This is a genomic window from Agromyces sp. NPDC055661 (genome assembly GCF_053618135.1).
In genome coordinates this window covers 490,255-514,005 of record NZ_JBSHHC010000001.1, presented here as the reverse complement: position 1 = coordinate 514,005, position 23,751 = coordinate 490,255, and the positions used below count along the sequence as shown (strand labels likewise).

At 72.2% G+C, this 23,751-nt stretch carries 23 protein-coding genes and 1 tRNA gene; 13 read left to right on the top strand and 11 right to left on the bottom strand.

Annotation, left to right across the window (positions count from 1 at the left end; genetic code table 11):
* Positions 1–42: 42 nt before the first annotated feature.
* The 3 genes from ACWGO8_RS02360 to ACWGO8_RS02350 all read left to right on the top strand — a co-directional run bounded on the left by ACWGO8_RS02360 (position 43) and on the right by ACWGO8_RS02350 (position 2,919).
* A complete protein-coding gene (locus ACWGO8_RS02360; RefSeq protein WP_452041534.1) occupies positions 43–1,212 on the top strand; it encodes a DNA polymerase III subunit delta' in 1,170 nt (389 codons plus the stop codon).
* Entirely contained in the window at positions 1,209–2,768 is a 1,560-nt protein-coding gene (locus ACWGO8_RS02355) for an alpha/beta hydrolase (RefSeq protein WP_452041533.1), read from the top strand. The genes ACWGO8_RS02360 and ACWGO8_RS02355 overlap by 4 nt, the downstream gene beginning before the upstream one ends.
* Positions 2,769–2,846: 78 nt before the next feature.
* Positions 2,847–2,919: transfer RNA gene (locus ACWGO8_RS02350), tRNA-Thr, on the top strand.
* A 65-nt stretch (positions 2,920–2,984) separates the two neighbouring features.
* Here ACWGO8_RS02350 and ACWGO8_RS02345 read toward each other — a convergent pair.
* Entirely contained in the window at positions 2,985–3,872 is an 888-nt protein-coding gene (locus ACWGO8_RS02345; RefSeq protein WP_452041532.1) for an SGNH/GDSL hydrolase family protein, read from the bottom strand.
* Positions 3,869–4,666, bottom strand: coding sequence for an SGNH/GDSL hydrolase family protein (locus ACWGO8_RS02340; RefSeq protein ID WP_452041531.1), 798 nt, complete (start codon positions 4,664–4,666; stop codon positions 3,869–3,871). Before ACWGO8_RS02340 ends, ACWGO8_RS02345 begins: the two co-directional genes overlap by 4 nt.
* A 215-nt stretch (positions 4,667–4,881) precedes the next feature.
* Between ACWGO8_RS02340 and ACWGO8_RS02335 the strand changes: the two genes are divergently transcribed.
* Together ACWGO8_RS02335 and ACWGO8_RS02330 are read left to right on the top strand one after the other, a co-directional pair.
* Positions 4,882–5,208 (top strand): DUF7882 family protein, encoded by a 327-nt coding sequence (locus ACWGO8_RS02335; RefSeq protein WP_452041530.1) that lies wholly within the window; start codon positions 4,882–4,884, stop codon positions 5,206–5,208.
* Positions 5,205–5,549, top strand: a complete 345-nt coding sequence (locus ACWGO8_RS02330; protein ID WP_452041529.1) for a hypothetical protein — start codon at positions 5,205–5,207, stop codon at positions 5,547–5,549. The genes ACWGO8_RS02335 and ACWGO8_RS02330 overlap by 4 nt, the downstream gene beginning before the upstream one ends.
* 71 nt (positions 5,550–5,620) lie before the next feature.
* On the opposite strand, the gene ACWGO8_RS02325 is transcribed toward ACWGO8_RS02330, so the two are convergent.
* Positions 5,621–5,971, bottom strand: coding sequence for a hypothetical protein (locus ACWGO8_RS02325; protein WP_452041528.1), 351 nt, complete (start codon positions 5,969–5,971; stop codon positions 5,621–5,623).
* A gap of 132 nt (positions 5,972–6,103) precedes the next feature.
* Here ACWGO8_RS02325 and ACWGO8_RS02320 point away from each other — a divergent pair, with 132 nt between their 5' ends.
* The 6 genes from ACWGO8_RS02320 to ACWGO8_RS02295 all read left to right on the top strand — a co-directional run bounded on the left by ACWGO8_RS02320 (position 6,104) and on the right by ACWGO8_RS02295 (position 12,580).
* Positions 6,104–7,087 (top strand): Gfo/Idh/MocA family protein, encoded by a 984-nt coding sequence (locus ACWGO8_RS02320; protein WP_452041527.1) that lies wholly within the window; start codon positions 6,104–6,106, stop codon positions 7,085–7,087.
* Between the two features lie 63 nt (positions 7,088–7,150).
* Positions 7,151–8,731 carry a D-alanyl-D-alanine carboxypeptidase/D-alanyl-D-alanine-endopeptidase gene (locus ACWGO8_RS02315; protein WP_452041526.1) on the top strand — a complete coding sequence of 527 codons (1,581 nt, stop codon included), beginning with the start codon at positions 7,151–7,153 and terminating at the stop codon, positions 8,729–8,731.
* On the top strand, positions 8,728–10,008 hold the full coding sequence (locus ACWGO8_RS02310) for a M20/M25/M40 family metallo-hydrolase (RefSeq protein WP_452041525.1): 1,281 nt from the start codon (positions 8,728–8,730) through the stop codon (positions 10,006–10,008). The genes ACWGO8_RS02315 and ACWGO8_RS02310 overlap by 4 nt, the downstream gene beginning before the upstream one ends.
* Complete coding sequence (locus tag ACWGO8_RS02305; RefSeq protein WP_452041524.1) at positions 10,005–10,607, top strand: isochorismatase family protein; 603 nt, start codon at positions 10,005–10,007, stop codon at positions 10,605–10,607. The genes ACWGO8_RS02310 and ACWGO8_RS02305 overlap by 4 nt, the downstream gene beginning before the upstream one ends.
* A complete protein-coding gene (locus ACWGO8_RS02300) occupies positions 10,604–11,380 on the top strand; it encodes an alpha/beta fold hydrolase (protein WP_452041523.1) in 777 nt (258 codons plus the stop codon). The genes ACWGO8_RS02305 and ACWGO8_RS02300 overlap by 4 nt, the downstream gene beginning before the upstream one ends.
* Positions 11,381–11,506: 126 nt before the next feature.
* Positions 11,507–12,580 (top strand): type IV toxin-antitoxin system AbiEi family antitoxin domain-containing protein, encoded by a 1,074-nt coding sequence (locus ACWGO8_RS02295; protein ID WP_452041522.1) that lies wholly within the window; start codon positions 11,507–11,509, stop codon positions 12,578–12,580.
* Positions 12,581–12,727: 147 nt separating this feature from the next.
* Here ACWGO8_RS02295 and hpaD read toward each other — a convergent pair whose 3' ends face one another.
* From hpaD to ACWGO8_RS02255, 8 genes are all read right to left on the bottom strand, one after another.
* Positions 12,728–13,870, bottom strand: a complete 1,143-nt coding sequence (gene hpaD, locus ACWGO8_RS02290) for a 3,4-dihydroxyphenylacetate 2,3-dioxygenase (protein ID WP_452041521.1) — start codon at positions 13,868–13,870, stop codon at positions 12,728–12,730.
* A 118-nt stretch (positions 13,871–13,988) separates the two neighbouring features.
* Entirely contained in the window at positions 13,989–15,482 is a 1,494-nt protein-coding gene (gene hpaE / locus ACWGO8_RS02285) for a 5-carboxymethyl-2-hydroxymuconate semialdehyde dehydrogenase (protein WP_452041520.1), read from the bottom strand.
* 99 nt (positions 15,483–15,581) lie between these two features.
* The gene (locus ACWGO8_RS02280; RefSeq protein WP_452041519.1) at positions 15,582–16,262 is read right to left on the bottom strand and encodes a GntR family transcriptional regulator; all 681 of its coding nucleotides are present in this window, start codon (positions 16,260–16,262) and stop codon (positions 15,582–15,584) included.
* Complete coding sequence (locus ACWGO8_RS02275) at positions 16,259–17,755, bottom strand: fumarylacetoacetate hydrolase family protein (protein WP_452041518.1); 1,497 nt, start codon at positions 17,753–17,755, stop codon at positions 16,259–16,261. The genes ACWGO8_RS02280 and ACWGO8_RS02275 overlap by 4 nt, the downstream gene beginning before the upstream one ends.
* A gap of 72 nt (positions 17,756–17,827) precedes the next feature.
* Positions 17,828–18,637 carry an HpcH/HpaI aldolase family protein gene (locus ACWGO8_RS02270; RefSeq protein WP_452041517.1) on the bottom strand — a complete coding sequence of 270 codons (810 nt, stop codon included), beginning with the start codon at positions 18,635–18,637 and terminating at the stop codon, positions 17,828–17,830.
* A complete protein-coding gene (hpaH, locus tag ACWGO8_RS02265) occupies positions 18,622–19,407 on the bottom strand; it encodes a 2-oxo-hept-4-ene-1,7-dioate hydratase (RefSeq protein ID WP_452041516.1) in 786 nt (261 codons plus the stop codon). The genes ACWGO8_RS02270 and hpaH overlap by 16 nt, the downstream gene beginning before the upstream one ends.
* Before the next feature lie 143 nt (positions 19,408–19,550).
* Complete coding sequence (locus tag ACWGO8_RS02260; RefSeq protein WP_452041515.1) at positions 19,551–21,206, bottom strand: thiamine pyrophosphate-binding protein; 1,656 nt, start codon at positions 21,204–21,206, stop codon at positions 19,551–19,553.
* A gap of 155 nt (positions 21,207–21,361) precedes the next feature.
* Positions 21,362–21,526, bottom strand: coding sequence for a hypothetical protein (locus ACWGO8_RS02255; protein WP_376956437.1), 165 nt, complete (start codon positions 21,524–21,526; stop codon positions 21,362–21,364).
* 178 nt (positions 21,527–21,704) lie between these two features.
* Here ACWGO8_RS02255 and ACWGO8_RS02250 point away from each other — a divergent pair, with 178 nt between their 5' ends.
* Positions 21,705–22,016 carry a hypothetical protein gene (locus ACWGO8_RS02250; protein WP_452041514.1) on the top strand — a complete coding sequence of 104 codons (312 nt, stop codon included), beginning with the start codon at positions 21,705–21,707 and terminating at the stop codon, positions 22,014–22,016.
* Between the two features lie 193 nt (positions 22,017–22,209).
* Positions 22,210–23,703 carry a glyceraldehyde-3-phosphate dehydrogenase gene (locus ACWGO8_RS02245; RefSeq protein ID WP_452041513.1) on the top strand — a complete coding sequence of 498 codons (1,494 nt, stop codon included), beginning with the start codon at positions 22,210–22,212 and terminating at the stop codon, positions 23,701–23,703.
* Positions 23,704–23,751 lie beyond the last annotated feature (48 nt).

Genomic DNA, 23,751 nt, shown 5'->3' with positions numbered 1-23,751 from the left:
AACGCACAGCCGACGGTCGGAAGCGGAAGGTAGCGTGGTCGCGTGAGCGTCTGGGACGAGCTGACGGGGCAGGAGCCCGCGATCGGCGTGTTCCGCGCCGCGGCGGCGGCCGCGGGCGGCGCGGCATCGCAGCAGATGACGCACTCGTGGCTCATCACGGGCCCGCCCGGCTCGGGTCGCTCCAACCTCGCCTATGCCTTCGCGACCGCGCTCATCGCCGGCGATCCCGACGGCGACGAACGCACCCGCATCCAGGTCGAGGCGCGCAGCCATCCCGACCTGCACGTGCTGGCCACCGAGGGCGTCATCATCAAGCGCGACGACGTGCGCGAGATCGTGAAGCGCTCCCACTACGCGCCGTCGGTCGGGCGGCACCGCGTCATCATCGTCGAGGACGCCGACCGCATGACCGAGCAGACGTCGAACTTCCTGCTGAAGGAGCTCGAGGAGCCGCCCGAGCGCACGGTCTGGATCCTCTGCGCGCCCAGCGAGGCCGACCTGATCCCCACGATCCGCTCGCGCGTGCGCACCGTGCGACTGCAGATGCCCACGGTCGCCGAGGTCGCCGCTTTGCTCGTTCGCCGCGACGGCGTCGAGGAGGCGCTCGCCGAACGCTCGGCGCGCGAGGCGCAGTGCCACATCGGCATGGCCCATCGCCTCGCCACGAGCGAGGAGGCCAGGGATCGACGCGCCGAGACGCTCCGGCTCGCGCTCGGCGTGCGCTCGGCCGCCACGGCGGTCGCGACCGCGGCGCGCTTCCTCGAGATCGCGGGCGACGACGCCAAGGCCATCACCGAGCTCCGCGACGCAGAGGAGCGCGCGCACGCCCTGCACTCGCTCGGACTCGCGCCCGGCCAAGCCGTGCCGGCCGCGCTCCGACCGCAGCTCAAGGCCCTGGAGGACGACCAGAAGCGCCGCGCCACGCGCAGCCTCCGCGACGGCATCGACCGGATCCTCGTCGACCTCGCCTCGCTCTACCGCGACGTGCTGCTCATCCAGCTCGACGCCGAAGTCGACCTCGTCAATCGCGAGATCGCCGAGCCGATGCGCCGGGCCGCGGCATCCGCCACGCCGGCGCAGACGCTCGCGACGCTCGACGCCATCCAGGAGGCGCGCGAGCGCATCGAGGGGAATGTGCAGCCCGCACTCGCCCTCGAGGCGATGCTCGTGAGCGCCATCCGCACGACCGTGAACGAACGGGGAGCCGCATGACCGACCGACGACCGAGCGCGATCGGCCGGATGCCGCGTGCCCGCCGCCTGGGCATCGGCGCCGTCGCCTTCGCGGTGCTCGTCGCGCTCACGGGCTGCATGCCCACCTTCCTCGACCAGTCGAAGCCCGTCTCGACACCGACGCGGGAGGACGTCTCCGCCGACCTGCAGCCGTTCTACTCGCAGGTGCTCGAGTGGGAGCCCTGCGGCGACGGACTGGGCTGCGCCACCGCCAAGGCCCCGCTCGACTGGGACGACCCCGGCGCGGGCGAGGTCGAGCTCGCGCTCGTACGGCACGTCGCCGGCGGCGATCGCATCGGCTCCCTGCTCGTGAACCCCGGCGGCCCGGGCGGCTCGGGCTACGACTTCATCGCCGACTCGCTCGACTACGCCGTCGGGCAGCCGCTGCAGGAGCGGTTCGACATCGTCGGCTTCGACCCGCGCGGCGTCGGGCGCTCGTCGGCGGTCGCGTGCTACGACGCGGCCAAGATGGACGACTACCTGTACGGCATCGTGCCCGCCGAGCGCGGCAGCGACGAGTGGATCCAGTACGTGGGCGACGCGGCCGGCGACTTCGGCGCGGCCTGCGCCGAGCAGAGCGGTGCGCTCCTCGGCGAGGTCGACACGGTGAGCGCCGCGCGCGACCTCGACCTGCTCCGGGCGATCCTCGGCGACGAGCAGCTCAACTACCTCGGGTACTCGTACGGCACGTACCTCGGCGCCACCTACGCCGACCTCTACCCCGACAAGGTCGGCCGGATGGTGCTCGACGGCGCGATCGACCCGTCCGCGAGCGACACCGAGGTCACGGAGGCGCAGGCGGTCGGCTTCGAGCACGCGCTCAGCGCCTACCTCGAGGACTGCCTGACCGGCAGCGACTGCCCGTTCACCGGCACGGGCGACGCCTCGATGCAGGAGGTCGGCGATCTCCTGGCGTCGGTCGACCAGAGCCCGCTCCGCGGCACGGACGGGCGCATGGTCGGGGCCGACACGCTGCTCACCGCGATCATCTACCCGCTCTACAGCCCCGAGTCGTGGCCGTACCTCAGCCAGATGCTCGAGTCGGTCATGCTCGGCGACGCCGACCTCGCCCTCTCGTTCGCCGACGGCTACAACGGCCGGAACGAGGACGGCACGTACCGCGACAACTCGACCGAGGCGTTCCGCGCCATCAACTGCCTCGACTACACCTACCAGCCCGACGTCGACGTCATGCGCGAGAAGGCCGCGGCCATCGCAGAGGCGGCCCCGACGATCGGCCCCTACTTCGGGTACGGCGACCTCAGCTGCATCCAGTGGCCGTACCAGGGCGACCGGGAGCGCGGCGAGATCCACGCGTCGGGCGCGGCGCCCATCATGGTCGTCGGCACCACGGGCGACCCGGCCACGCCCTACGACTGGGCGGTGTCGCTCGCCGACCAGCTCGACAGCGGCGTGCTCGTCACCTACCAGGGCGAGGGGCACACCGCCTACAACAAGTCCAACACCTGCGTGTCCGACGCCGTCGAGTCCTACCTCATCGACGGAACCGTGCCCGCGAGCGACCCGCGCTGCTGAGATGGTCAACGACGATCGCGAAACCCGCTAACATAGACTCTCGTGCCAGCCGGATCGCCGAGGCGAGACGGATGCCACGCCGCCTTAGCTCAGTCGGCAGAGCGATTCACTCGTAATGAATAGGTCGAGGGTTCGATTCCCTCAGGCGGCTCGCGAGACTCGAAGGGCCCGGAGAGATCCGGGCCCTTCGTCGTTCGTGCGACCGAACTCCGACGGTCAGCCGATGACCTTCCGGATCTCCGTCGCATACGCCGCGTAGCCGGTGGCGTTCGGGTGGAAGCCGTCGGTCGTTCGCAGCCAGGACCAATCGTTGATCCACGGACTCTGGCTGCCGATACCGTGGCCGGCGAACGCGGGCTCGACGTCGACGAACACCGCGCCGCTCGCCGCCGCCGCGGCGGCCACCGCGTCGTTCAGCGCGGCCGTGTCGACATTCGCGCGTGCCGCCCACTGGTAGCGGCTCGGCTCGTTGAAGAGCAGCGGATACCCCGTCACCACGACCTTCGCCTCGGGCGCCCGCGCGCGGATCGCCTGGATCGTGGCGGCCACGTTCGCCGCCACCGTCCCGTTCGCGACGAGGGTCTCGGCGTTCGCGAGGCTCGACTGGCACGCGGACACGACGATGACGAAGCAGTTCTGCATGATCGACGCGAAGCCGACGTCGTTGCCGACCGCGGTGAGCGTCACGCGCTTCGCGGTCGACGGGATCGTCGGCACCTGCGAGGAGATCACGATCGCGGTCGAGGCGCCGGTGCAGGCCGGGAACGCCGTCAGCCGGAGGTTCGCGTCCGCGTCGAGGAGCTTGGGGTAGCTGAGCGAGCTGCGGGAGCAGGTCGTGTCGAGGTAGCTCCGGGCGCCGACGCCGGCGGCGAAGGAGTCGCCGACCGCGGCGTATTCGAGCTCCGTCGTTCCGCCGCCTGAGCCGCCGCCTCCGCCGCCCGGGGGCTTGCCGGGCTTGTCGGGCTTCCCTGTCGAGACGGCCGCCGTCGCGGCATGCGCCGGACCTGCGACCGCGGCGCCGAGGGCGAGTGCCGCCGCGGCGAGGATCGCGGCACCGGTGAGGGCGAGCCGGCGGGTCGCCGACTCGTGCTCCGCGCGGATCACAGTGCGGCCCGGATCGTGTTCGCGTACGCCAGGTACCCGGCCGGGGTGGGGTGGAACGCCTCGAGCGAGGGCGGCGGGATGATCCACGGGTCGGCCGAGCCGATGCCGTGGCCGGCGAAGGCGGTGGTGACGTCGACGTACCTGAAGCCCGGGCCGGACGCCAGGGTTGCCGCGGCGATGACCCGGTTGAGGGCGATCACGCCGTCGTTGACGAACCCGGACTGCGGAATCGCGGGATCGAGCAGCAGCGGATACCCCGTGACCACGACCGTCGCCTTCGGCGCGGCAGCGCGGAGGCTGGCGAAGGTCGTGACGAGGTCCTGCGCGAGCGGCGTGAGGTTCGCCAGTGCCGCCTGCACGGCGGCCTGGCACTGCTCGGGCGTTCCCGTCAGGCAGGCGAGCGTGACCGCCTCGAGGCCGAGGTCGTTGGCGCCGGCCGTGAAGGTGACGAGGCGGGTGCGCAGGTCGAGCCCGGCCAGCTGCGTCGCGGCGACGACGTCGACGGTGGCGCCGACGCAGCCGCGCAGCGACGAGTGCTGGGTGCGGCCGGGATCGTCGGCGAGGTCGGCCGCGTACCCGTTCGGGCTCGTGAGGCAGAGGTCGAGGTAGTCGCCGCCGCCGACACCGGCGGCATAGGAGTCGCCGAGGGCGGCATAGGACGACTTGTCGGAGGAGGAGCCCGGTCCGCCTGGAGCGGCGTGGGCGGGAAGAGCGCCGAAGACCGTCGCCGAGGCGACGAGGATCGATGCGCTGGCGAGCGTCGTGAGACGCCGGGATCTCGACAGCGTTGTCATGCACGGAGGGTAGTGCCGAACCGGGCCGCGCCGCGCGACCCAGTTCGGGGGCTGATCGGCCGGCGTACGCAGCAATCATGCGGGCGTCCGCCGGAACACGCACGGACCATCTTGCCCGTCAAGGGGGCGCGGCGCCACGGGAGTCCCGTTATCCTGACGGCACGTCCGCCGTGTCGATGACCCGATCGACCGCGAGTTCGAGCATCGGAGGCCCGATGGGCAAACTCACCTACGACTCCACCCTCACCGTCGACTTCGACGACCGCGTCCTCGCCCACCTGCAATTGGTGATCGGCGCGAAGCTCCGTCGGGCCGAGTCGTTCTACTTCAGCTGGCGGGACGACCCCGCCATCGGCGACGGGCGCAGCACGCTGTGGCTGCATCCCACCATCCCGCTCCATTTCAAGTACGCCGGCGGCCGGCAGCCGTCGATCAACCGCGCGTGGATCGACCTGCTGATGAGCGCGGCGAACTCGCCGAGCGGACTGCACCTGATGCCCGAGCCCGAGGAGTCCGGGGCCGGGGGAGAGCGGGAGTCATGAAGCGCATCGGCATCATCTACGCCGGACGGGACTTCTCGATCGGCCAGGAGGACTTCGACCGGATGAAGGAGGAGATCGAGGCCGCGCATCGCGACGGCGTCGCGACCTGGATCCGGGTCAACCACGGCGAGGGCCGGCCCCAGCCGGCAGAACTGCTCATCGGCCCGGGCATCCCGATCGCCATCCTGCCGATCCCGCCCGACCTCGTCGAGCCCGCGGCTCCGGGGGAGGTCGATGCCGCTGCGGCCGCCGTGGAGGGCGACGGGCGGGGCGCGGGCGCGGTGTCCACGGCCATCCAGGGGGAGGTCGGCCCCGACGGCGAGCGGGTGCCCATCGAGTAGCGCCGGTCGCGGTCGACGAGCGCCGGTCCCGACCGACGGGGCAGTGCAGCGGTTCAGGTGACGTCGAGCGGTCAGACCTCGTCGGTCCAGTCGTATCCCGAGGTGCCCTCGGGCTCGACCGCCGACGGCTGCGCCACCGGGTGCATGGGCGAGAGCTCGACGGTGAGCGCGCGCAGCCGGGCGACGAGCTGCTCGTCCTGGATCTCCTCCCCCGCCTCGCCGTCGATCGACTCGGTCGCGAGCTGGCTCGCCGGCCCCACGAGGAAGTTGACCACGCCGACGGTGCCGTCGGCGTGTCGCACGGGGATCTCGATCGCGCCGGCCGATCCCTGCCGTGCGAGTGCGGCGGCGTACTCGACGAGGGCGCGTGCCAAGTCGGTTCCGGTCAGGAATCGGTCGCCTGCGTAGTAGATCCGTTCCATGGGGACCACGAAACACGTTCGGCGGATCTCGATCAATCCCTTGACGCGGATGCCGCGACCACCCGTACAACGCTGACGACGGTGCCGAACAGCGCCATGAGCGGGCTCTCCCGGCGGCGCTAGGCTTGCGCCATGACCGATCGACTGCGCTGGGGAATCCTCGCGACGGGCGGGATCGCCCACGCCTTCACGAACGACCTGCGGCTCAACGGCTTCACCGTCCAGGCGGTGGGGTCGCGCACCCAGGCGGCCGCCGACGCGTTCGCCGGCGAGTTCGAGATCCCGAACGCGCACGGCAGCTACGAGGCGCTCGCCGTCGACCCCGAGGTCGACGTGGTGTACGTGTCGACGCCGCATCCGCTGCACGCGAGCGCCGCGCGCCTGCTGCTCGAGGCCGGCAAGCACGTGCTCGTCGAGAAGCCGTTCACCGTCAACGCGCGCGAGGCCCAGGAGATCGCCGATCTCGCCGCCGAACGCGGCCTCCTCGCCCTCGAGGCGATGTGGACCCGCTACCTGCCGCACATGGTGCGCATCCGCGAGCTGATCGCCGAGGGTGCCCTGGGCGAGGTGCGCACCCTCATCGTCGACCACACCCAGAAGCTCTCGTCCGATCCGGCGCACCGCATCAACGCGCTCGAGCTCGGCGGCGGCGCGCTGCTCGACCTCGGCATCTACCCGGTCTCGTTCTCGTGGGACCTGTTCGGCGCGCCGGTGACGATCGAGTCGACCGCCACCTTCAAGGACACCGGCGCCGACGCGCAGATCGCGAACGTCTTCGGCTACGAGGGCGGCCGGATCGCCTCGATGCTCTCGGCGAGCGACACGCTCGGTCCGAACACCGCCGCCGTGATCGGCACGGAGGCGCGCATCGAGATCGACCGGGTCTGGTACACGCCCACGAGCTTCCGCGTGATCGACGCCGAGGGTGCAGTGCTCGAGGAGTTCCGCTCCGAGGTCACGGGGCGCGGCATGCACTTCCAGGCGGAGGCCGTCGAGCGGCTCCTCGCCGAGGGCAACCTGCGCGGCGACGTGCTCACGATCGACGAGACGATCGCGATCATGGGCACGCTCGACGCGATCCGCGAGCAGATCGGGCTGCGCTACCCGGGCGAGTGACCATCAGCCGGCGTTCGGGCGACGGTCAGGTTCCGCTCCGGGGCGCCGCGTACAATTCCCCGGATGGCCGACGAAACGGATGCCGCGGGCGACGCCCGTCCGTCGGGCGACCCCGCCGACCCCGCCGCCTCCGGCAGCTCCAGCGGTCCGGTCGAACCCGTCGAGACCGGGGACCCCGGCCCCGCTGAGGCCGTCGACGCCACGACCGGCCCGACGGCCCACCGGCAGGGATTCGGGGCATCCGTCGCCGCCTTCGCGCGGAAGCACCGCCTCGCGCTCTCGATCACGGCCGGCGCAGTGGCGCTCGCGCTCCTCGGAACGGGGGCCGTGTTCGCCGGCGCCGCCGTCGCGGGCGGCGACGAGGTCGAGGTCACCGCGGCGACCGCGACGCCGACGCCCACCGCCGATCCGGCTCGTCCGGCGCCCGCGTCGGCCGCGGCCGCGAGCCGGATCCGCACGTGCTCCGTCGCCGACCGAGCGGCCGACGGCCGTCTCGCGAACCTGCAGGCGCAGGTCGTGAACGCGACGACGGGCGAGGTGCTCTACGACCGCGGCGGCGGCACCGCGTCGCGCACCGCGAGCGTCATGAAGGTCCTCACGTCCGCCGCGGCGCTCTCGATCCTCGGCCCCGACTACCGCGCCACGACCACCGTCGTGAAGGGCTCGGAGCCCGGCTCGGTCGTGCTCGTGGGCGGCGGCGACGTCACGCTCTCGCGCACGTCGAGCGGCGACGAGGGGGTCTACCCGGGCGCCGCGCACCTCGACGACCTCGCTGCCCAGGTGCGCGCGGCGTGGGACGCCGATCCGTCGAACCCGCCGCTCACCAAGCTGATCCTCGACGCGAGCTACTTCGGCGGCGACGAGTGGGAGCCCAGCTGGGACCCGGTGGAGCGCGAGGACGGCTACATGTCGAACATCACCGCTCTGCAGATCGACGGCGACCGCGATGACCCGTACGCCGAGACCTCGGCGCGCAGCGGCGACCCGATCGGCCGCGTCGGCGACGCGTTCGCCGACGAGCTCGGCGGCGTCTCGGTGATCGAGCGCGGCACCGCGCCGGCGGGTGCGGCGCAGCTCGGCGCGGTCTCGTCGCCGACGGTGGCGCAACTCATCGACAAGGCCCTCGTCGTCTCCGACAACTCCGTGGCCGAGATGCTCGGCCGCCTCGTCGCGATCAAGGCCGGCGCCGGCAACACGTTCTCGGCGATCAACGCGGGCGTGCTGCAGGGGCTCGCCGCGTACGGCATCGACACCACGGGCATCACCGTCGTCGACGGCTCGGGGCTCAGCGACAACAACGCGGTCCCGCCCTCGTACCTCACCCGGCTGTTCGTGAAGATCAACGCCCGCGAGGCGAACCTCGGCGTCATCATGGACGGCCTGCCCGTCTCGGGCCAGCGCGGCTCGCTCTCGTACAGCGACCGGTTCTCGGGCGACAACGCGGTGGCCGACGGCGCCGTCTCCGCGAAGACCGGCTGGATCGAGACCGGCTACACGCTCTCGGGCGTCATCCGCGCACAGGACGGCGCGACGCTCACGTTCGCGATCTACGCGCTCGGCGATGTCTCCGATGACACCAAGCAGGCCATCGACACGCTCACCACCGGCTTCTTCCTCTGCGGCGACAACCTGTCGAACGCATGACCGACCCGGGCGCGACGGCGAACGGCGAGCGGATGCCGCGGGCCGACGTCGTGGCGCTCACCCGTGAGCTCGTGGCGGTCGACGCGACCAACCCGTCGCTCGTCCCGGGCGGCGCCGGCGAGCGCGAGCTCGCGGAGCTCGTCGCCGCCTGGCTGGCGGAGCGCGGCTTCGCCGTGCGGCTGGTCGGCGCGGATCCGACGCGCCCGAGCGTGCTTGCGCGGCGTCGCGGCGTGGGCGGTGGGCGTACGCTGCTGCTCGCCGGCCACCTCGACACGGTGGGCGGTGCGGGTGACGGTGAGGGCGCGGGCGCCGGCGGGCCCGCCGACGGGCGCCCGGGCGATGGCGATCGGATCGTCGGCCGCGGCGCCTACGACATGGCCGGCGGGCTCGCCGCGGCGATGATCGCGGCGGCGGCCGCGCCCGAGGAGCTTCCGGGTGACCTCGTGCTCGCCTTCGCGGCCGACGAGGAGTTCGGCTCGGTCGGCATGGAGGAGCTGCTGGCGGCGCTCGACGCCGAGACCGACGGCCTCGCCGGTGCCGGTGGCGACGGGGCATCCGCTCGGTCGGCGCTGCCGCGCCCCGACGGCGCGATCGTGCTCGAGCCGACCGACCTCGAGGTGACCCTCGCGCACCGCGGCTTCGCGTGGTATCGCGTCGAGTACGAGGGCGTCGCGGCGCACGGGTCCCAGCCCGAGCTCGGCGTCGACGCGATCGACCGCGCGCTCGACGGGCTCGTCGCCCTGCGCGCGTTCGCCGCCGAGGTCGACGCCCGGCCGCGGCATCCGCTGCTCGGAGCCGGCAGCGTGCGCGTGGCGACGATCGAGGGCGGCACGGATGCCGCGACCGTCGCCGATCGCTGCGTGCTCGTCGTGGAGCGCCGCACCCTGCCCGGAGAGCCCGATCCGGGTGCCGAGCTGGAGCGCGTGCTCGACCCGTCGCAGCCCGCTCGGGTCGTGGAGCTCGTCGCCCGACCGGCCATGGAGGCGGATCCCGCGTCGCCGATCGCGAGGGCGGTGCTCGTCTCGGTCGAGGTCGCGAGCGGTGCGTCCGCCGTACGTCGCGGCGACCCCTGGTGGACGGACGCGGGCCTCATCGCGGCCGCGGGCATCCCCACGGTGCTGGTCGGCCCCATCGGGGGCGGCGCGCACGCCGACGAGGAGTGGGTGTCGACGGACTCGCTGGAGCGGCTCGTCGACGTCGTCGAGGGGGCGATCCTCGCATTCTGCGGCGAGAATGGACGCGAGGCGAGGACGCGAGAGCGGAAGGAGCACCCGTGACGAGGGCACTGTTCATCATCGACGTGCAGAACGACTTCACCGAGGGCGGCGCGCTGGGGGTGCAGGGCGGGGCGGCCGTCGCCGCGGGCGTGACCGAGCTGCTCGAGAAGCACGGCGACGTCTACAAAGTCGTCGTCGCCTCGCGCGACTGGCATGACGCCGACAACGACAACGGCGGGCACTTCGCGACCGACGAGGAGCCCGACTTCGTCGACACGTGGCCCGAGCACTGCGTGGCCGGCAGCGACGGCGCCGAGTACCACCCCGCGTTCGACACGGCGGCCGTCGACATCCACGTGCGCAAGGGGCAGGGCATGCCGGCGTACTCGATCTTCGAGGGCATCGACGACGACGGGCGACCCGTCGCGCACCACCTCGACGACCTCGGCATCACCGACGTCGACCTCGTCGGCCTCGCCACCGACTACTGCGTGCGGGCGAGCGGCCTCGACGCGATCGAGCACGGCCGCCACGTGCGCGTGTTCACCGACCTCATCGCGGGCGTCGCCCCCGCCAGCTCGGACGCCGCGCTCGCCGAGCTCGGCCACGCCGGCGCCGAGATCACCGAGTCGACGGTGCTCGACGAGGCCTCGGCGTGAGGCAGGTCGGCGCCCACGACGTCCCGACGCTGCACGCCGAGGGCCCCGACGGGGTGCTCGTCGCCTACCGGGTGCATGGCGACGTCGCCGCGGATGCCCCGAGCCCACCGGTGCTGCTCGTGCACGGCTTCGCGTCGAACGCCGCGATCACCTGGGAGGGCACCGGCTGGGTGCGATCGCTGGCCGACGCCCGACGGAGCGCGATCGTCGTCGACCTCCGCGGCCACGGCGACAGCGACAAGCCGGTCGACGCCGACGACTACGCCCCCGAGCGCCTCGGCGGCGACCTCGTGGCCGTGCTCGACTCGGCCGGGGTCGGAGTGGTCGACGTGGTCGGCTACTCCATGGGCAACCGCGTCGTATCGGCGCTCACCGAGCTCGCGCCCGAGCGCGTCCGGCGCGTGGTGATCGGCGGCGCGGGGCCCGACGAGCTGTTCGCGAGCTGGGACCTCGACGACGCACGTGGCGTGCTCGAGCGCGACGAGCCCGCCCGCAACCCCGTCATCGAACAGGTGCTGCGCCCCGCGATCACGGCCGGCGCCGATCGCGAGGCGCTCCTCGCCTGCATCGAGGGGGTCTCGGGCGCGCCGCTCCTCATCCCGGGAGACATCCCGACGCTCTTCGTCGCCGGCGAGGACGACCCCGTGCCGCAGGGCGCGCGCGAGCTCGCCCTCGAGTGGGACGCGGACTACGTGTCGATCCCGGGCCGCGACCACGTCTCGACGCTCACCTCGCGCGCCTTCAAGGACGCGGCGATCGCGTTCCTCGCCTGAGGGGCGGCAGGCGCGCCGCCCACACCACGCGGCGCCACTCTGGCGCCACGGCACCCCACCAGTTCCGCCTGCCTGCGTGCACAACTCCGGATGCCGCGTGCGACACCCCGATCGTGCGCTCCGACGTTGCGGCGCGTCGGGCGCAGCATCCGGAGTCGTGTACGGCTGAGGCCACGTGACCTGCCCTCCCCAAATGTCGACGACGAGCGGCTGCCCTCAGAGTGGGGGCGTTGGACCTCCCGCGGTCGCAGGACGGACATGCTCCGTCGCATGCTCGATCCACGCAGCGTCGCTCGCGCACATCGGGGCGTCTGCACGGCAGCCGACCTTCGCGAGGCGGGATCGACTCGGCGGGCAGTCGAGGCGGCCATCGCATCTGGCGCCATCGAGCGTGTGCGCCGAGGCGTCTTCGTCGACCCCGGCATGCCGCTCGACATGAAGCGCGCAGTGCGCGTCGGCGGACAGCTCGCCTGCGTCTCGGCGGCCCGTCAGCACGGGCTCCGTGTCCTCACGCCGCCATCCGAACTGCACGTCGCGGTCGACCACCACGCGACCCGGCTCCGTCATGCCGACGACGTCGGCCGCCTGCTTCGCGCAGGCGACCCGTCGGGCGGCGTCCGCCTGCACTGGACTCGCGAGACCGGCCCGGGCGCCATCGTGTCCCTGCAGACGTGCCTCCGGCAGATGCTCGCGTGCGTTCCCGAACTCGACGCGATCTGCGCGCTCGACTCGGCCCGTGAGCGTGTGGAGTGGCGGCCGGACCGCGCGGCGTTGCTCGGCCAGCCCGCCTTCGAGCGGTTCACGGCTTCGCTGCCGCGGCACCTGCGTCGCGTCGCGGAGCGGTCGATCACCGGGAGCCAGGCGATCGGCGAGACCGTCGCGCGGGAGGCGCTCGGCGCGGCCGGCATCCCGGTGCGGGCCCAGGTCCGGCTTCCGGGCGGGTACTGGGCCGATCTGCTGATCGGCGAACGACTGATCTTCGAGGTCGATGGCGAGACACCGCACTCCTTGCCCGGCGCGTTCGATCGCGACCGCTCACGCATCGGATGGCTGGTCGCCATCGGGTACGAGTACGTGTCGTACAGCCATTGGCAGGTGCTGACGGACTGGGGGTCAATCGAAGCGGCACTGCGACTGATGCTGCGGCGCGGCTCGCACAGATGGGACAGCATCGCGGCCCGTCCGGTAGAGTTCGACTGAGCCGCGATGGTCGGGCCGAGGGCGTACACAACTCCGGATGCCGCGTCGACACGCCGGGGATCGTCGCCCGCTGCTCAGGCGCGTCGTCGTGGCATCCGGAGTTGCGCACGCGTTTCCGGCACGGTACGACGCTCGATGCGCGCCGCCCTACAGCGTGTTGCCGAGCTTGAAGCCCTTCGCCTCGTCCCCCTTGCGGGTGTACGAGAACCCGTCGGCGCCGACGGTGACCTCCATCTCGGAGTCATCCGTGCGGGAGACGACGGGCTGCGGGTTGCCGTCGAGGTCGAGCACGAGGGAGGCCTCCGTGTACCAGGACGGCACGACGGGGTTGCCCCACCAGTCGCGGCGCTGGTTGTCGTGCACGTCCCAGGTGACGACGGGGTTGTCGGGGTCGCCCGTCCAGTAGTCCTGCGTGTAGATCTCGACGCGGTGGCCGTCGGGGTCGCGCAGGTAGAGGTAGAAGGCGTTCGAGACGCCGTGGCGTCCCGGGCCGCGCTCGATCACGTCGGACATCCGCAGCGCGCCGAGCTTGTCGCAGATCGCGATGATGTTGTGCTTCTCGTGCGTCGAGAACGCGATGTGGTGCAGGCGGGGTCCGTCGCCGCCGGTCATGGCGGTGTCGTGCACCGTGGGCTTGCGGCGCATCCAGGCGGCGTACGTGGTGCCGGCCTGGTCCTGGATGTCCTCCGTCACGCGGAAGCCGAGGTCCTCCATGTACTTGACGGCTCGGGGCACGTCGGGCGTCACCTGGTTGAAGTGGTCGAGGCGCACGAGGCATCCGGGGGTCTGCAGGTCGTAGCGCCATGCGAGCCGCTCGACGTGCTCGACGTCGTGGAAGAACTCGTACGGGAACCCGAGCGGGTCCTCGACGCGCACCGAGTCGCCGATGCCCGTCGCGAAGCCCTCGGGCCGGCGCTCGACGCGGCATCCGAGCTCGGTGTAGAACGCGACGGCGCGGTCGAGGTCCTCGGGCGTGCGCACGCGGTACGAGAACGCGGCGGCCGCCGCGACCGGGCCCTTGCGGAGCACGAGGTTGTGGTGGATGAACTCCTCGAAGCTGCGCAGGTAGATCGCCTCGTCGTCCTCCTCCGTGACGACCAGCCCGAGCACGTCGACGTAGAACGCGCGCGAGGCGGCGAGGTCGGTCACGACGAGGTCGAGGTAGGCGCAGCGCACCACGTCGGGCGGCGTCGCTGCGGGCGTGGGGATCGGGTTCGACGCGGCGATCGGGTCGGTGCCCGTCACGACGGGCTCGGGGCCGTCGGGGGTGACGACGTGGTCGGTGCTCATGTCAGCGTCCTTGCTTCGAGGGTTGATCGGGGGTTCGGGGTGTGGTGATGGTCGGATGCCGCGGGGCCGGGTCTCGAGACGCGTCGCCTGCGCCGGCGCTCCTCGACCACCGGTGTGGTCAGTGCGTACCGAACCGGGGCGAGTGCGCCTCGTTCAGCGTGATGTGCACCGCCTGCTGGTCGGTGTAGAAGTCGATCGAGCGGTAGCCGCCCTCGTGTCCGAGGCCCGACGCCTTGACGCCGCCGAACGGCGTGCGCAGGTCGCGCACGTTGTTCGAGTTCAACCACACCATGCCCGCCTCGACGGCCTGCGAGAAGTTGTGGGCGCGCTTGAGGTCGTTCGTCCAGATGTAGGCCGCGAGGCCGTACATCACGCCGTTCGCGAGCGCGAGCGCCTCCTCGTCGGTGTCGAACGGGGTGATCGCGACGACGGGGCCGAAGATCTCCTCCTGGAAGATCCGGGCGTCGGGTGCGACATCCGCGAACACCGTGGGGGCCACGTAGTTGCCGGTGTCGAGCCCCTCGGGGCGACCGCCGCCGGCGACGAGGCGGCCCTCGCCCTTGCCGATCTCGACATACGACATGACCTTGTCGTAGTGCTCGGGGTGCACGAGCGAGCCGACCTCCGTGGCGGGGTCGTGCGGGTCGCCGACGACGATGTTGCGCGCCCGCTCGGCGTAGCGCTCGACGAACTCGTCGTAGATCGGGCGCTCGACGAGGATGCGGCTGCCCGCGGTGCAGCGCTCCCCGTTCAGCGAGAACACGCCGAACACGGTGGCGTCGAGCGCCTGCTCGAGGTCCGCGTCGGCGAACACCACGGCCGGGCTCTTGCCGCCGAGCTCCATCGAGAGGCCCTTCAGGAACGGCGCGGCGTTGCCGAAGATGAGCTGCCCGGTGCGGCTCTCGCCGGTGAACGAGATGAGGGGCACGTCGGGATGCTTCACCAGCGCGTCGCCCGCCTCCTCGCCGAGCCCGTTGACGAGGTTGAACACGCCCGCGGGCACGCCGGCCTCGCGGAAGATGTCGGCCCAGAGCGACGCCGACAGCGGGGTGAACTCGGCGGGCTTCAGCACCACGGTGTTGCCCGTGGCGAGCGCGGGGGCGAGCTTCCACGATTCGAGCATGAACGGCGTGTTCCACGGCGTGATCAGGCCCGCGACGCCGATGGGCTTGCGGTTCACGTAGTTCACCTGGCGGCCGGGCACCTTGTAGGTGTCGTCGCGCTGGGCGACGATCAGGTCGGCGAAGAACCGGAAGTTCTCGGCGGCGCGCTGGGCCTGGCCGAGCGCCTGCGTGATCGGCAGGCCGGTGTCGAAGGTCTCGAGCTCCGCGAGCCGGGCGTCCTGCTGCTCGACGAGGTCGGCGATGCGGTGCAGCACCCGCGCGCGGGCGCGGGGGAGCATGCGCGGCCAGGGTCCGTCGGTGAACGCCCGCCGGGCGGCCGCCACCGCGCGGTCGACGTCGGCCTGCTGGCCGGCGGCGGCCTGCACGTAGGGCTCGTTGGTGACCGGATCGAGCACGTCGAACACCTCGCCGCCGATCGAGTCGACGAACTCGCCGTCGATGTAGTGGCGGATGCGGTCGGGGAGTCCCTCAGGGATGTGGTGCGTCATGTGGGTCGGCTTTCGATTCGGGGATGTTCGCTCCCTGAGCCTCGTCGAAGGGAGCCTGTTCGGTGAGTGCTCCCTTCGACGAGCTCAGGGAGCGGTGGATCAGGGAGCCACAGGTTCGGCGACCGCATGCCGGTGGGACGCCTGGTAGGCGAGCATCGCGTCGAGCGTGGCGGTGCGGTGGCGACGGGCGGCGAGCTCGATCTCGAGCGGGTCGGCGCCCTGCTCGATGAGGTCGACGATGCGGTCGTGCTCGTCCACGGACTCGCGCGCCCGGCCGGGCACGAAGCTGAACGAGGAGTCGCGCAGCATGCGCATGCGGTTCCAGCCGCGGTGCACGAGGTCGAGGATGTGCGGGTTCGGGCACTCCTCGAACAGCACCGCGTGGAACTCGAGGTTGAGCTCGGTGAACCGGTGCGGGTCGAAGTCGTCGAGGGTGCGGCGCATCCGCTCGTTCACCTCGCGTGCGCGGCGCAGGTGCTCGGGCGTGACGTACGGCGCCGAGAGCGCGGTCGCGGCGCCCTCGACGAGCGAGAGCGTCTGCATCGTGTGCAGGTACTCGGTCTCCTTGATGAGCGCGACCTGCGCGCCGACGTTGCGCTCGAACGTCACGAGCCCCTCGGCCTCGAGGCGGCGGATCGCCTCGCGCACGGGCACGACCGAGACGTCGAGCTCCCTCGCGATCTGGCCGAGCACGAGCCGGTACCCGGGCACGTAGCGTCCGTCGTCGATGCGCTCGCGGATGAACCGGTACGCGAGCTGCGACTTGCTCTCGGCGGTCACGGTCGCACCAGGTCGGGTCCGCGGCGTTCGGCCTCGTACCGTGCGCGCCACTCGGCGTTCATGGGGAAGAGGCCGTCGACGGATGCCCCGGCCGCGACCTGCTTCGCGACCCACTCGTCCTCGTCCTCCTGGGCGGACGCCTCGCGGGCGACCTCCCACGCGAGGGACGGCGGGATCACGATGACGCCGTCGCCGTCGCCCACGATCACGTCGCCCGGCTCGACGGCCGCGCCGCCGCACGAGATGGCGACGTCGACCTCCCAGGGCACGTGCCGGCGCCCGAGCACCGAGGGGTGCGGGCCCTGCGAGAACGTCGGGATGTCCATGGCCGCCACGACGTCGAAGTCGCGCGTGCCGCCGTCGGTGACGATGCCGGCCGCCCCGCGCACCTGCGCGCGGAGCGCGAGGACGTCGCCGACCGTGCCGGTGCCGCGCTCGCCGCGGGCGTCGATGACGAGCACCTCGCCGGGTCCGACGGTGTCGAACGCGACCTTCTGCGCGTTGTAGCCGCCGCCCTTTCGGGCGAACAGGTCGGGACGGAACGGGATGAACCGCAGCGTGCGGGCGCGGCCGACGACGCGTGCCCCGGCGCGGTTGGCGTGCACGCCCTCGAGGAACACGTCGGTGTAACCGCGCTTGCGGAGCTGCACGCTGAGCGTCGCCGTGCCGACCGACGAGAGCAGGGCGCGCAGCTCGTCGGTGAGCTCGAACGCGGGCTCGGCGGCATCCGTCGACGTCTCGGCCAGGCCGGCGGACTCGGCGTCGCCCCACGCCTCGATGCGCTGCCGGTCGTCGACCTCGGGGGCCGAGCCGAAGTCGCCGAACGGCACCGTGCCGCCGGTGATCGTCGTCACGAGGCGGCCGGAGCTCGGCGCACCCGGAACGCCGGGCGCGTCGACCTCGACCTCGACGACGCTGCCCGGGACGACGACCGATGACCCCGCGGGCGTGCCGGTCAGGATGACGTCGCCGCGCTCGAGCGTCATGAGCTGGGAGAGGTCGGCGACGAGACGTCCGAACGGGAAGAGCAGGGTGGCGCTCGTGTCCTCCTGCACCAGCTCGCCGTCGACCCAGGTGCGCACGCGCAGGCCGGCGGGGTCGAGGGATGCCGCGTCGAGGAGCCGGGGGCCGAGCGGCGTGAAGCCGTCGCCGCCCTTCGAGCGCACGTTCGAGCCCTTGTCTGCGGCCCGCAGGTCGTAGAGGCCGAAGTCGTTCGCGGCCGTCACCGCGGCGACGTGCGCCCAGCCCTCGTCGGGGGAGACCCGGCGCGCGGGTTCGCCGATGACGAGCGCGATCTCGCCCTCGAAGGCGAGGAGTTCGGTGCCGGCCGGACGCTCGAGCGAGGAGCCCGACGACGCGAGCGACGACGCGGGCTTCAGGAAGTAGCTCGGCTGCGCCGGAGTGCGACCCCGCTGCGCGGCACGCGACGGGTAGTTGAGGTGCACGGCGATGATCTTGCCGGGGGCGGCGATGCCGGGGATGGCGGTGCTCATGGACGTCCTCGTCTGGTCGGTATCTGAAATCATATACGATCCGTTCGCGCGCTGGAAGCGCGGCGGGAGCCCTCAGTACTCGGAACGGACCGCCGCGCCGCCGTCGCCGATGAAGCGATCGGCGAGGGCCTCGGACGCACGCGCAAGGAGCTGCACGTCGGCGCCGACCAGCACGAACGCGGCGCCGGCGTCGAAGTACCGCTGCGCGGCGTCCGGCGCGAACGCGTTGACGCCGACGGGCACGCCGAGCTCGACGCCCACGCGGATGGCGTGCAGCACTGCGTCGACGACCTCGGGGTGGTCCTGCTGCCCGAGCAGGCCCATCGACGCGGCCAGGTCGGCCGGTCCGACGAGGATCCCGTCGACGCCGTCGACGGCCGCGATCTCGGCGACGCGCTCCATCGCGGCCTGCGACTCGACCTGCACGAAGAGCGACACGGTCGTCGCGGCGGCGGCGAGGTAGCCCGGCACGCGGTTCCAGCGCGCCGAGCGCGCGAGCGAGCTGCCCACGCCCCGGACGCCCTCGGGCGGATAGCGCACGGCGCGCACGAGCTCGGCGGCCTGCTCGGGGGAGTCGACCATCGGGATGAGCAGGTTCTGCACGCCGAGGTCGAGGTACTGCTTGATGACGACCGTGTCGCCGAACGGCGGCCGCACGAGCGGCGCGACCGGGTAGGCCGCGACGGCCTGGAGCTGCGCGAGGATCGACTCGGGTCCGTTGGGCGAGTGCTCGGCGTCGATGAGCACGATGTCGAGGCCGCTGCCGGCGGCGATCTCGGCGTTGAGCGCGCTGCCCGAGCACACCCACATGCCCGCGAGCGGGCGGTCGGATGCCGCGATCCGCTGGGCCAGCGTCGTGGGCAGGGTCATTCGAACCGGCATGTCACCGTTCCCAACTCGTGGTAGTCCGCGTGCACCGTGTCGCCGCGCTGCACCCACATCGGGCGGGTGAACGACCCGGCGAGGATGATCTCGCCGCCCTCGAGCGCCTGCCCGTGCTGTGCGAGCTTGTTCGCCAGCCAGGCGACGCCCAAGGCGGGGTGCCCGAGCACGGCGGCGGCGACGCCCGACTCCTCGATCACCTCGTTGCGCGAGAGCAGGGCCGAGACCCAGCGCAGGTCGAGCGCGTCGGGCCTGACCGGGCGGCCGCCGACGACCATCGCGCCCATGGCCGCGTTGTCCGAGATCGTGTCGACGATCGTGCGCCCCTCGAGCTCCACGTGCGAGTTCAGGATCTCGAGCGCGGGCACGACGTACGCAGTCGCGTCGAGCACGTCGAAGATCGTCGTGCCCGGCCCGACGAGCCGGTCGCGCAGCACGAAGGCGAGCTCGACCTCGATGCGCACGTTCGAGAAGCGGTCGAACTCGACGGATGCCCCGGACTCGATGACCATGTCGTCGAAGATGACGCCGTAGTCGGGCTCCGTGATGCCGGTGGCGGCCTGCATGACCTTCGAGGTGAGGCCGATCTTGCGGCCCACGATGCGTCGTCCGGCGCTCACACCGCGGTGCGCCCACTCGCGCTGCACGGCGTAGGCGTCCTCGACGGTCATGCCGGGATTGCGGGCGGTGAGCAGCGGCACGGTCGTGCGCTTCCGGTCGGCGTCGGCGAGCTCGTCGGCGATCGCCGCGATCTGGGAGGGGTCGAGCACGTGCGCTCCACTTCGTCGTCGGATGCTGCTGGTGTCGTGCGCCGAGTGCGAGGCCGGGCTGTCGTCGGATGCCGCGGACGGCGCTGGTGCGATCGTATACGATCCGGCGGCGTCGCGTCGCGGCATCCGCTCGGGAGGAGGGCTCAGCGGGTGTTCACCGCGATGATCTCGTGCTGGTACGGCGCGATCACGGAGCCCGAGATGCGGCAGTCGAGCACCAGGAACCGGCGCTCGCCGACCGGTTCTGCGGCCCAGTCGCCGAGGCGGTCGAGGTCGGCGAGCTCGCGCACCACCACGCCCTCGGCGCCGACGGCCGCCCCGAGGGCCGCGAAGTCGACCTCGGGGATGCGCATGGGCGGCTCGGCGTAGCCCTGCAGGCCGTAGAGGTGCACCTCCGCGCCGTAGGCCGCGTCGTTCCACACGACGGCGATGCCGCGCCCTCCTGCCGAGCGGACGGCCGTCTCGAGGTCGGCGAGCGCCATGAGGCCGCCGCCGTCGCCCGTCGTGAGCACGATCGTCGACCCGGGCTTCGCCGCCGCGGCGCCTGCGACGCTCGGGAAGCCGAGGCCGATCGACTGGAATGCGGTGCCGACCATGAGCATGCGGTCGGGCGACGCCACCGTCCAGTACATGTTCGCCCAGCCGATGAAGTGCCCGCCGTCGGACACGATCACGCGATCCTCTGGCAGCAGCTCGCCGATGCGCGCCGCGACCGTGCGCGGGTCGAGCCGCCCGTCGCCCGCCACGACGCCCGTGCCCGGATCGTGGACCCGGAGCGGGGCGAGCTCGACCGACTCCCGCCATCCCGACGGCGTCGCGTCGAGTGCGGCCAGCTCGTGGACCAGCGCCCGCGCCACCACGCCCGCGTCGCCGCGCACGTAGCCCCCGACGTGCGGATGCGTCGCCGCGGGCGCGACGTCGACCTGCACGACGCGGGTGCCGGGCGCGAAGAGCTCGCCGAAGCGCATCGTGAACTGGTTGAGCGACGCGCCGAAGACCACCGCGACGTCGGCCTCGCGGACGAGCGCCATGGCGCCCTCGGCGCCGAAGCCGCCCGTGACGCCCAGGTCGAAGCGGTCATCGGGGAAGATCCCGCGACCGAGGGCCGTCGACGCGGTGATCGCGCCCGTGGCGTCGGCGAGGGCGCCGAGCGCCTCGCCTGCGTCGGCCAGCCAGGCCCCGCGGCCGGCGAGGAGGAACGGGCGCTCGGCTGCGGCGAGCATGCGTCCGAGGTCGGCGACCGCCCGCACTCCGAAGGGACCCGCGGGCGCGACGGCCGAGGGCAGCACGGGGGACGAGATCGCGGGGAGGTCGCCCGCGTCGCGCGTGCCGACGTCGTAGGGGATGGCGAGCACGGTGGGTACGCGGAACGCGAGGGCGTGCTCGATCGCGATGACCGTCGTCGCCGCGGCATCCGTGCGACCGACCGTGTAGGTGCGGGCGCCGACAGCCGAGGCGAGGGCGATCTGGTCGACGCCCCACGGGCGCGGGCCCGACGTCGGCTCGTCGCCGACCACGAGCACGAGCGGCACCTTCGCCTGCACGGCCTCGGCGAGGCCCGTCAGGGTGTTCGTGAAGCCGGCGCCGTAGGTGGCGGTGGCCACCGCGAGGCGGCCCGACGCACGGAAGTACGCGTCGGCGGCGACGACGGCGGCCTGCTCGTGCCGGACGGCGGTGTAGGCGACGTCGGTGTCGTGGAGCGCGTCGAGGAACGCGGCGTTCCCGTTGCCCATGAGGCCGAAGACGTGGTCGACGTGGGCGGAGACGGCGTGGGCGACGTGCGCGGAGACGGAGGCCATGCGGGTCCTTCGAGACGGTGACGGAGGTGTGTTCCGTATGTGTCTCGCTCGACCGCGTCATGGGCCGGCTTCGTGCCCTTTTTTCGAGCACCGGCGCGGTGCGCCTGGACGGGACGAGTATACGACTCGTCCAGGCGTGCCGACGTCGTTCGGGATCAGACGCTGCGGTTGCCCGTCAGCATCCGCACCAGCCACACGATCACCGCGATCGCGAGCAGTACGATGCCGACCCACAGCAGGAAGTTCAGCGACTGCACGAAGCCGCCGGTGAACAGCAGGATGATGGCGACGATGGCGACGATGATCAGGAGGATGTTCATGGAGCTTCCTTCCCTTCGGGACTGGGCGATCACGCGTTCGCACCGGGCCGGGCGAGCGTGAGTGCCTCTGGCGTCACTCGACCACAGTTCCGGGGTCGTGTCGAGGGGTTTCCGAGAATGGCCGAAGTGCGATACGCGCGTGCGGAACGGCCCCGCAACGCAGGGCAGAATGGGTGGGGTGAAGACGACCCAGCTGCGCCGGTACACGCTCGTCGACGGAGAGTACGACGCGTTCGTCGAGTGGTGGCGCGGCGCCATGCCCGCCGTCCGTCCCCCTGCGGGGTTCACGATCGAGTTCGCCTACGGCCTGCGGGAGTCGAACGAGTTCGTGTGGGCCGTGAGCGCCGCCGGCGACCGCGACGAGTTCCTGCGCCTCGAGCAGGCCTACCTGGCGTCCGACGCGCGTGCCGCCGTCTTCGAGGGCGTTCCCCAGCGCATCGCGGTGTACGACATCCGCTTCGTCGACGACGAGGAGACCCCCGTCGCCTGACCGCGGCATCCGCTGGCCCTCGTGGCCACGTTCTGCCGTGCCATGCGCCGTCGCGTACACCCGGGGTTCAGACGGGTCCGCCTATGATCGAGGCATCCCCCGGAACACCGACGGTCGACGCTGCCCACCGGCGCGCGCGGCCCGAGCATGACCACGGCGACGACGCCACGCGCGCGAGCCGGAGAGGAACGACGTGAGCCACGAGTTCGACGCCCGACGCACCGAATGGATCGCCAGGGAGGAGCTCGCCGAGCGGATGATCCCGCTCGTCGGCGGCCTCTACCGGGACCACGGGGTGGTGACCTCGATCCACGGCCGTCGGCTCATCAACCGCTCGGCGATCGAACTCCTGAAGGCGCACCGGTTCGCCCGCCAGGCCGGCGACGACGAGCTGTCGCTCGCCGACTCGATGCGCGTCCTCGAGGCGCTGGGCGAGCTGCGCCCCGGCCCGGCGTCGATCGACGTCGCGCGGCTCGTGGCGCGCTACCGCGAGTCGGGCGAGCGGATGCCGCTCGTCGACTTCCTGCGTGACGAGCTCGCGCCCGTGCTGGACGCCGCCGGCGACGACGGCCCGGCCGGCACCGACGTCGTGCTGTACGGCTTCGGCCGGATCGGCCGCCTCCTCGCTCGCATCCTGATCGCCCACACGGGCGGCGGCCAAGGACTGCGGCTGCGCGCCATCGTCGTGCGCAAGGGGTCGGCGAACGACCTGATGAAGCGCGCCAGCCTGCTCCGCCGCGACTCGGTGCACGGCCCCTTCGCGGGCACCATCGAGGTCGACGAGCAGCGCAACACGATCCTCGCGAACGGCACGCTGATCCAGGTCATCTACTCGAACGACCCCGCGACCATCGACTACACGGCCTACGGCATCCGCGACGCCATCGTCGTCGACAACACGGGCCGCTGGCGCGACGCCGAGGGCCTCGCCCAGCACCTGCAGTCGAAGGGCGTCGCCCGCGTGCTGCTGACCGCGCCGGGCAAGGGCGCGATCAAGAACATCGTGCACGGCATCAACCACGGCGACATCCAGCCGTCCGACCGCATCCTCTCCGCGGCATCCTGCACGACCAACGCGATCACGCCTGTGCTGAAGGCCGTGAACGACGCGTACGGGGTCGTGCGCGGCCACGTCGAGACGGTGCACTCGTTCACGAACGACCAGAACCTCATCGACAACTTCCACGCGGGCGACCGCCGCGGACGCTCCGCCGCGCTGAACATGGTCATCACCGAGACGGGGGCCGCGAAGGCCGTCGCCAAGGCGCTGCCCGCGTTCGCGGGCAAGCTGACGGGCAGCGCGATCCGCGTGCCCACGCCCGACGTGTCGCTCGCGATCCTCAACCTGCAGCTCGAGCGTCCCACCGACAAGGGCGAGCTCAACCGCTACCTGCGGCAGGTGTCGCTCACGTCGCCGCTGCGCCAGCAGGTCGACTACATCGAGTCGCCCGAGGTCGTGTCGACGGACTTCGTCGGCTCGAACCGGGCCGGCATCGTCGACGGGCTCGCCACGATCGCCGACGGCACCGACGCGGTGCTCTACGTCTGGTACGACAACGAGTACGGCTACAGCTGCCAGGTGGTGCGGGTCATCGAGGCGATGGCGGGCACGCACCCGATCGTGCTGCCCGAGCGCGAGCCCGTGCTGGTCGAGCGGGAGCTCGTGTCCGCGGCGGTGGTCGAGTAGCCGCTGCGACCCCGGTGGCGCTCCTCGAATCACCGAGCGAACGTAGGC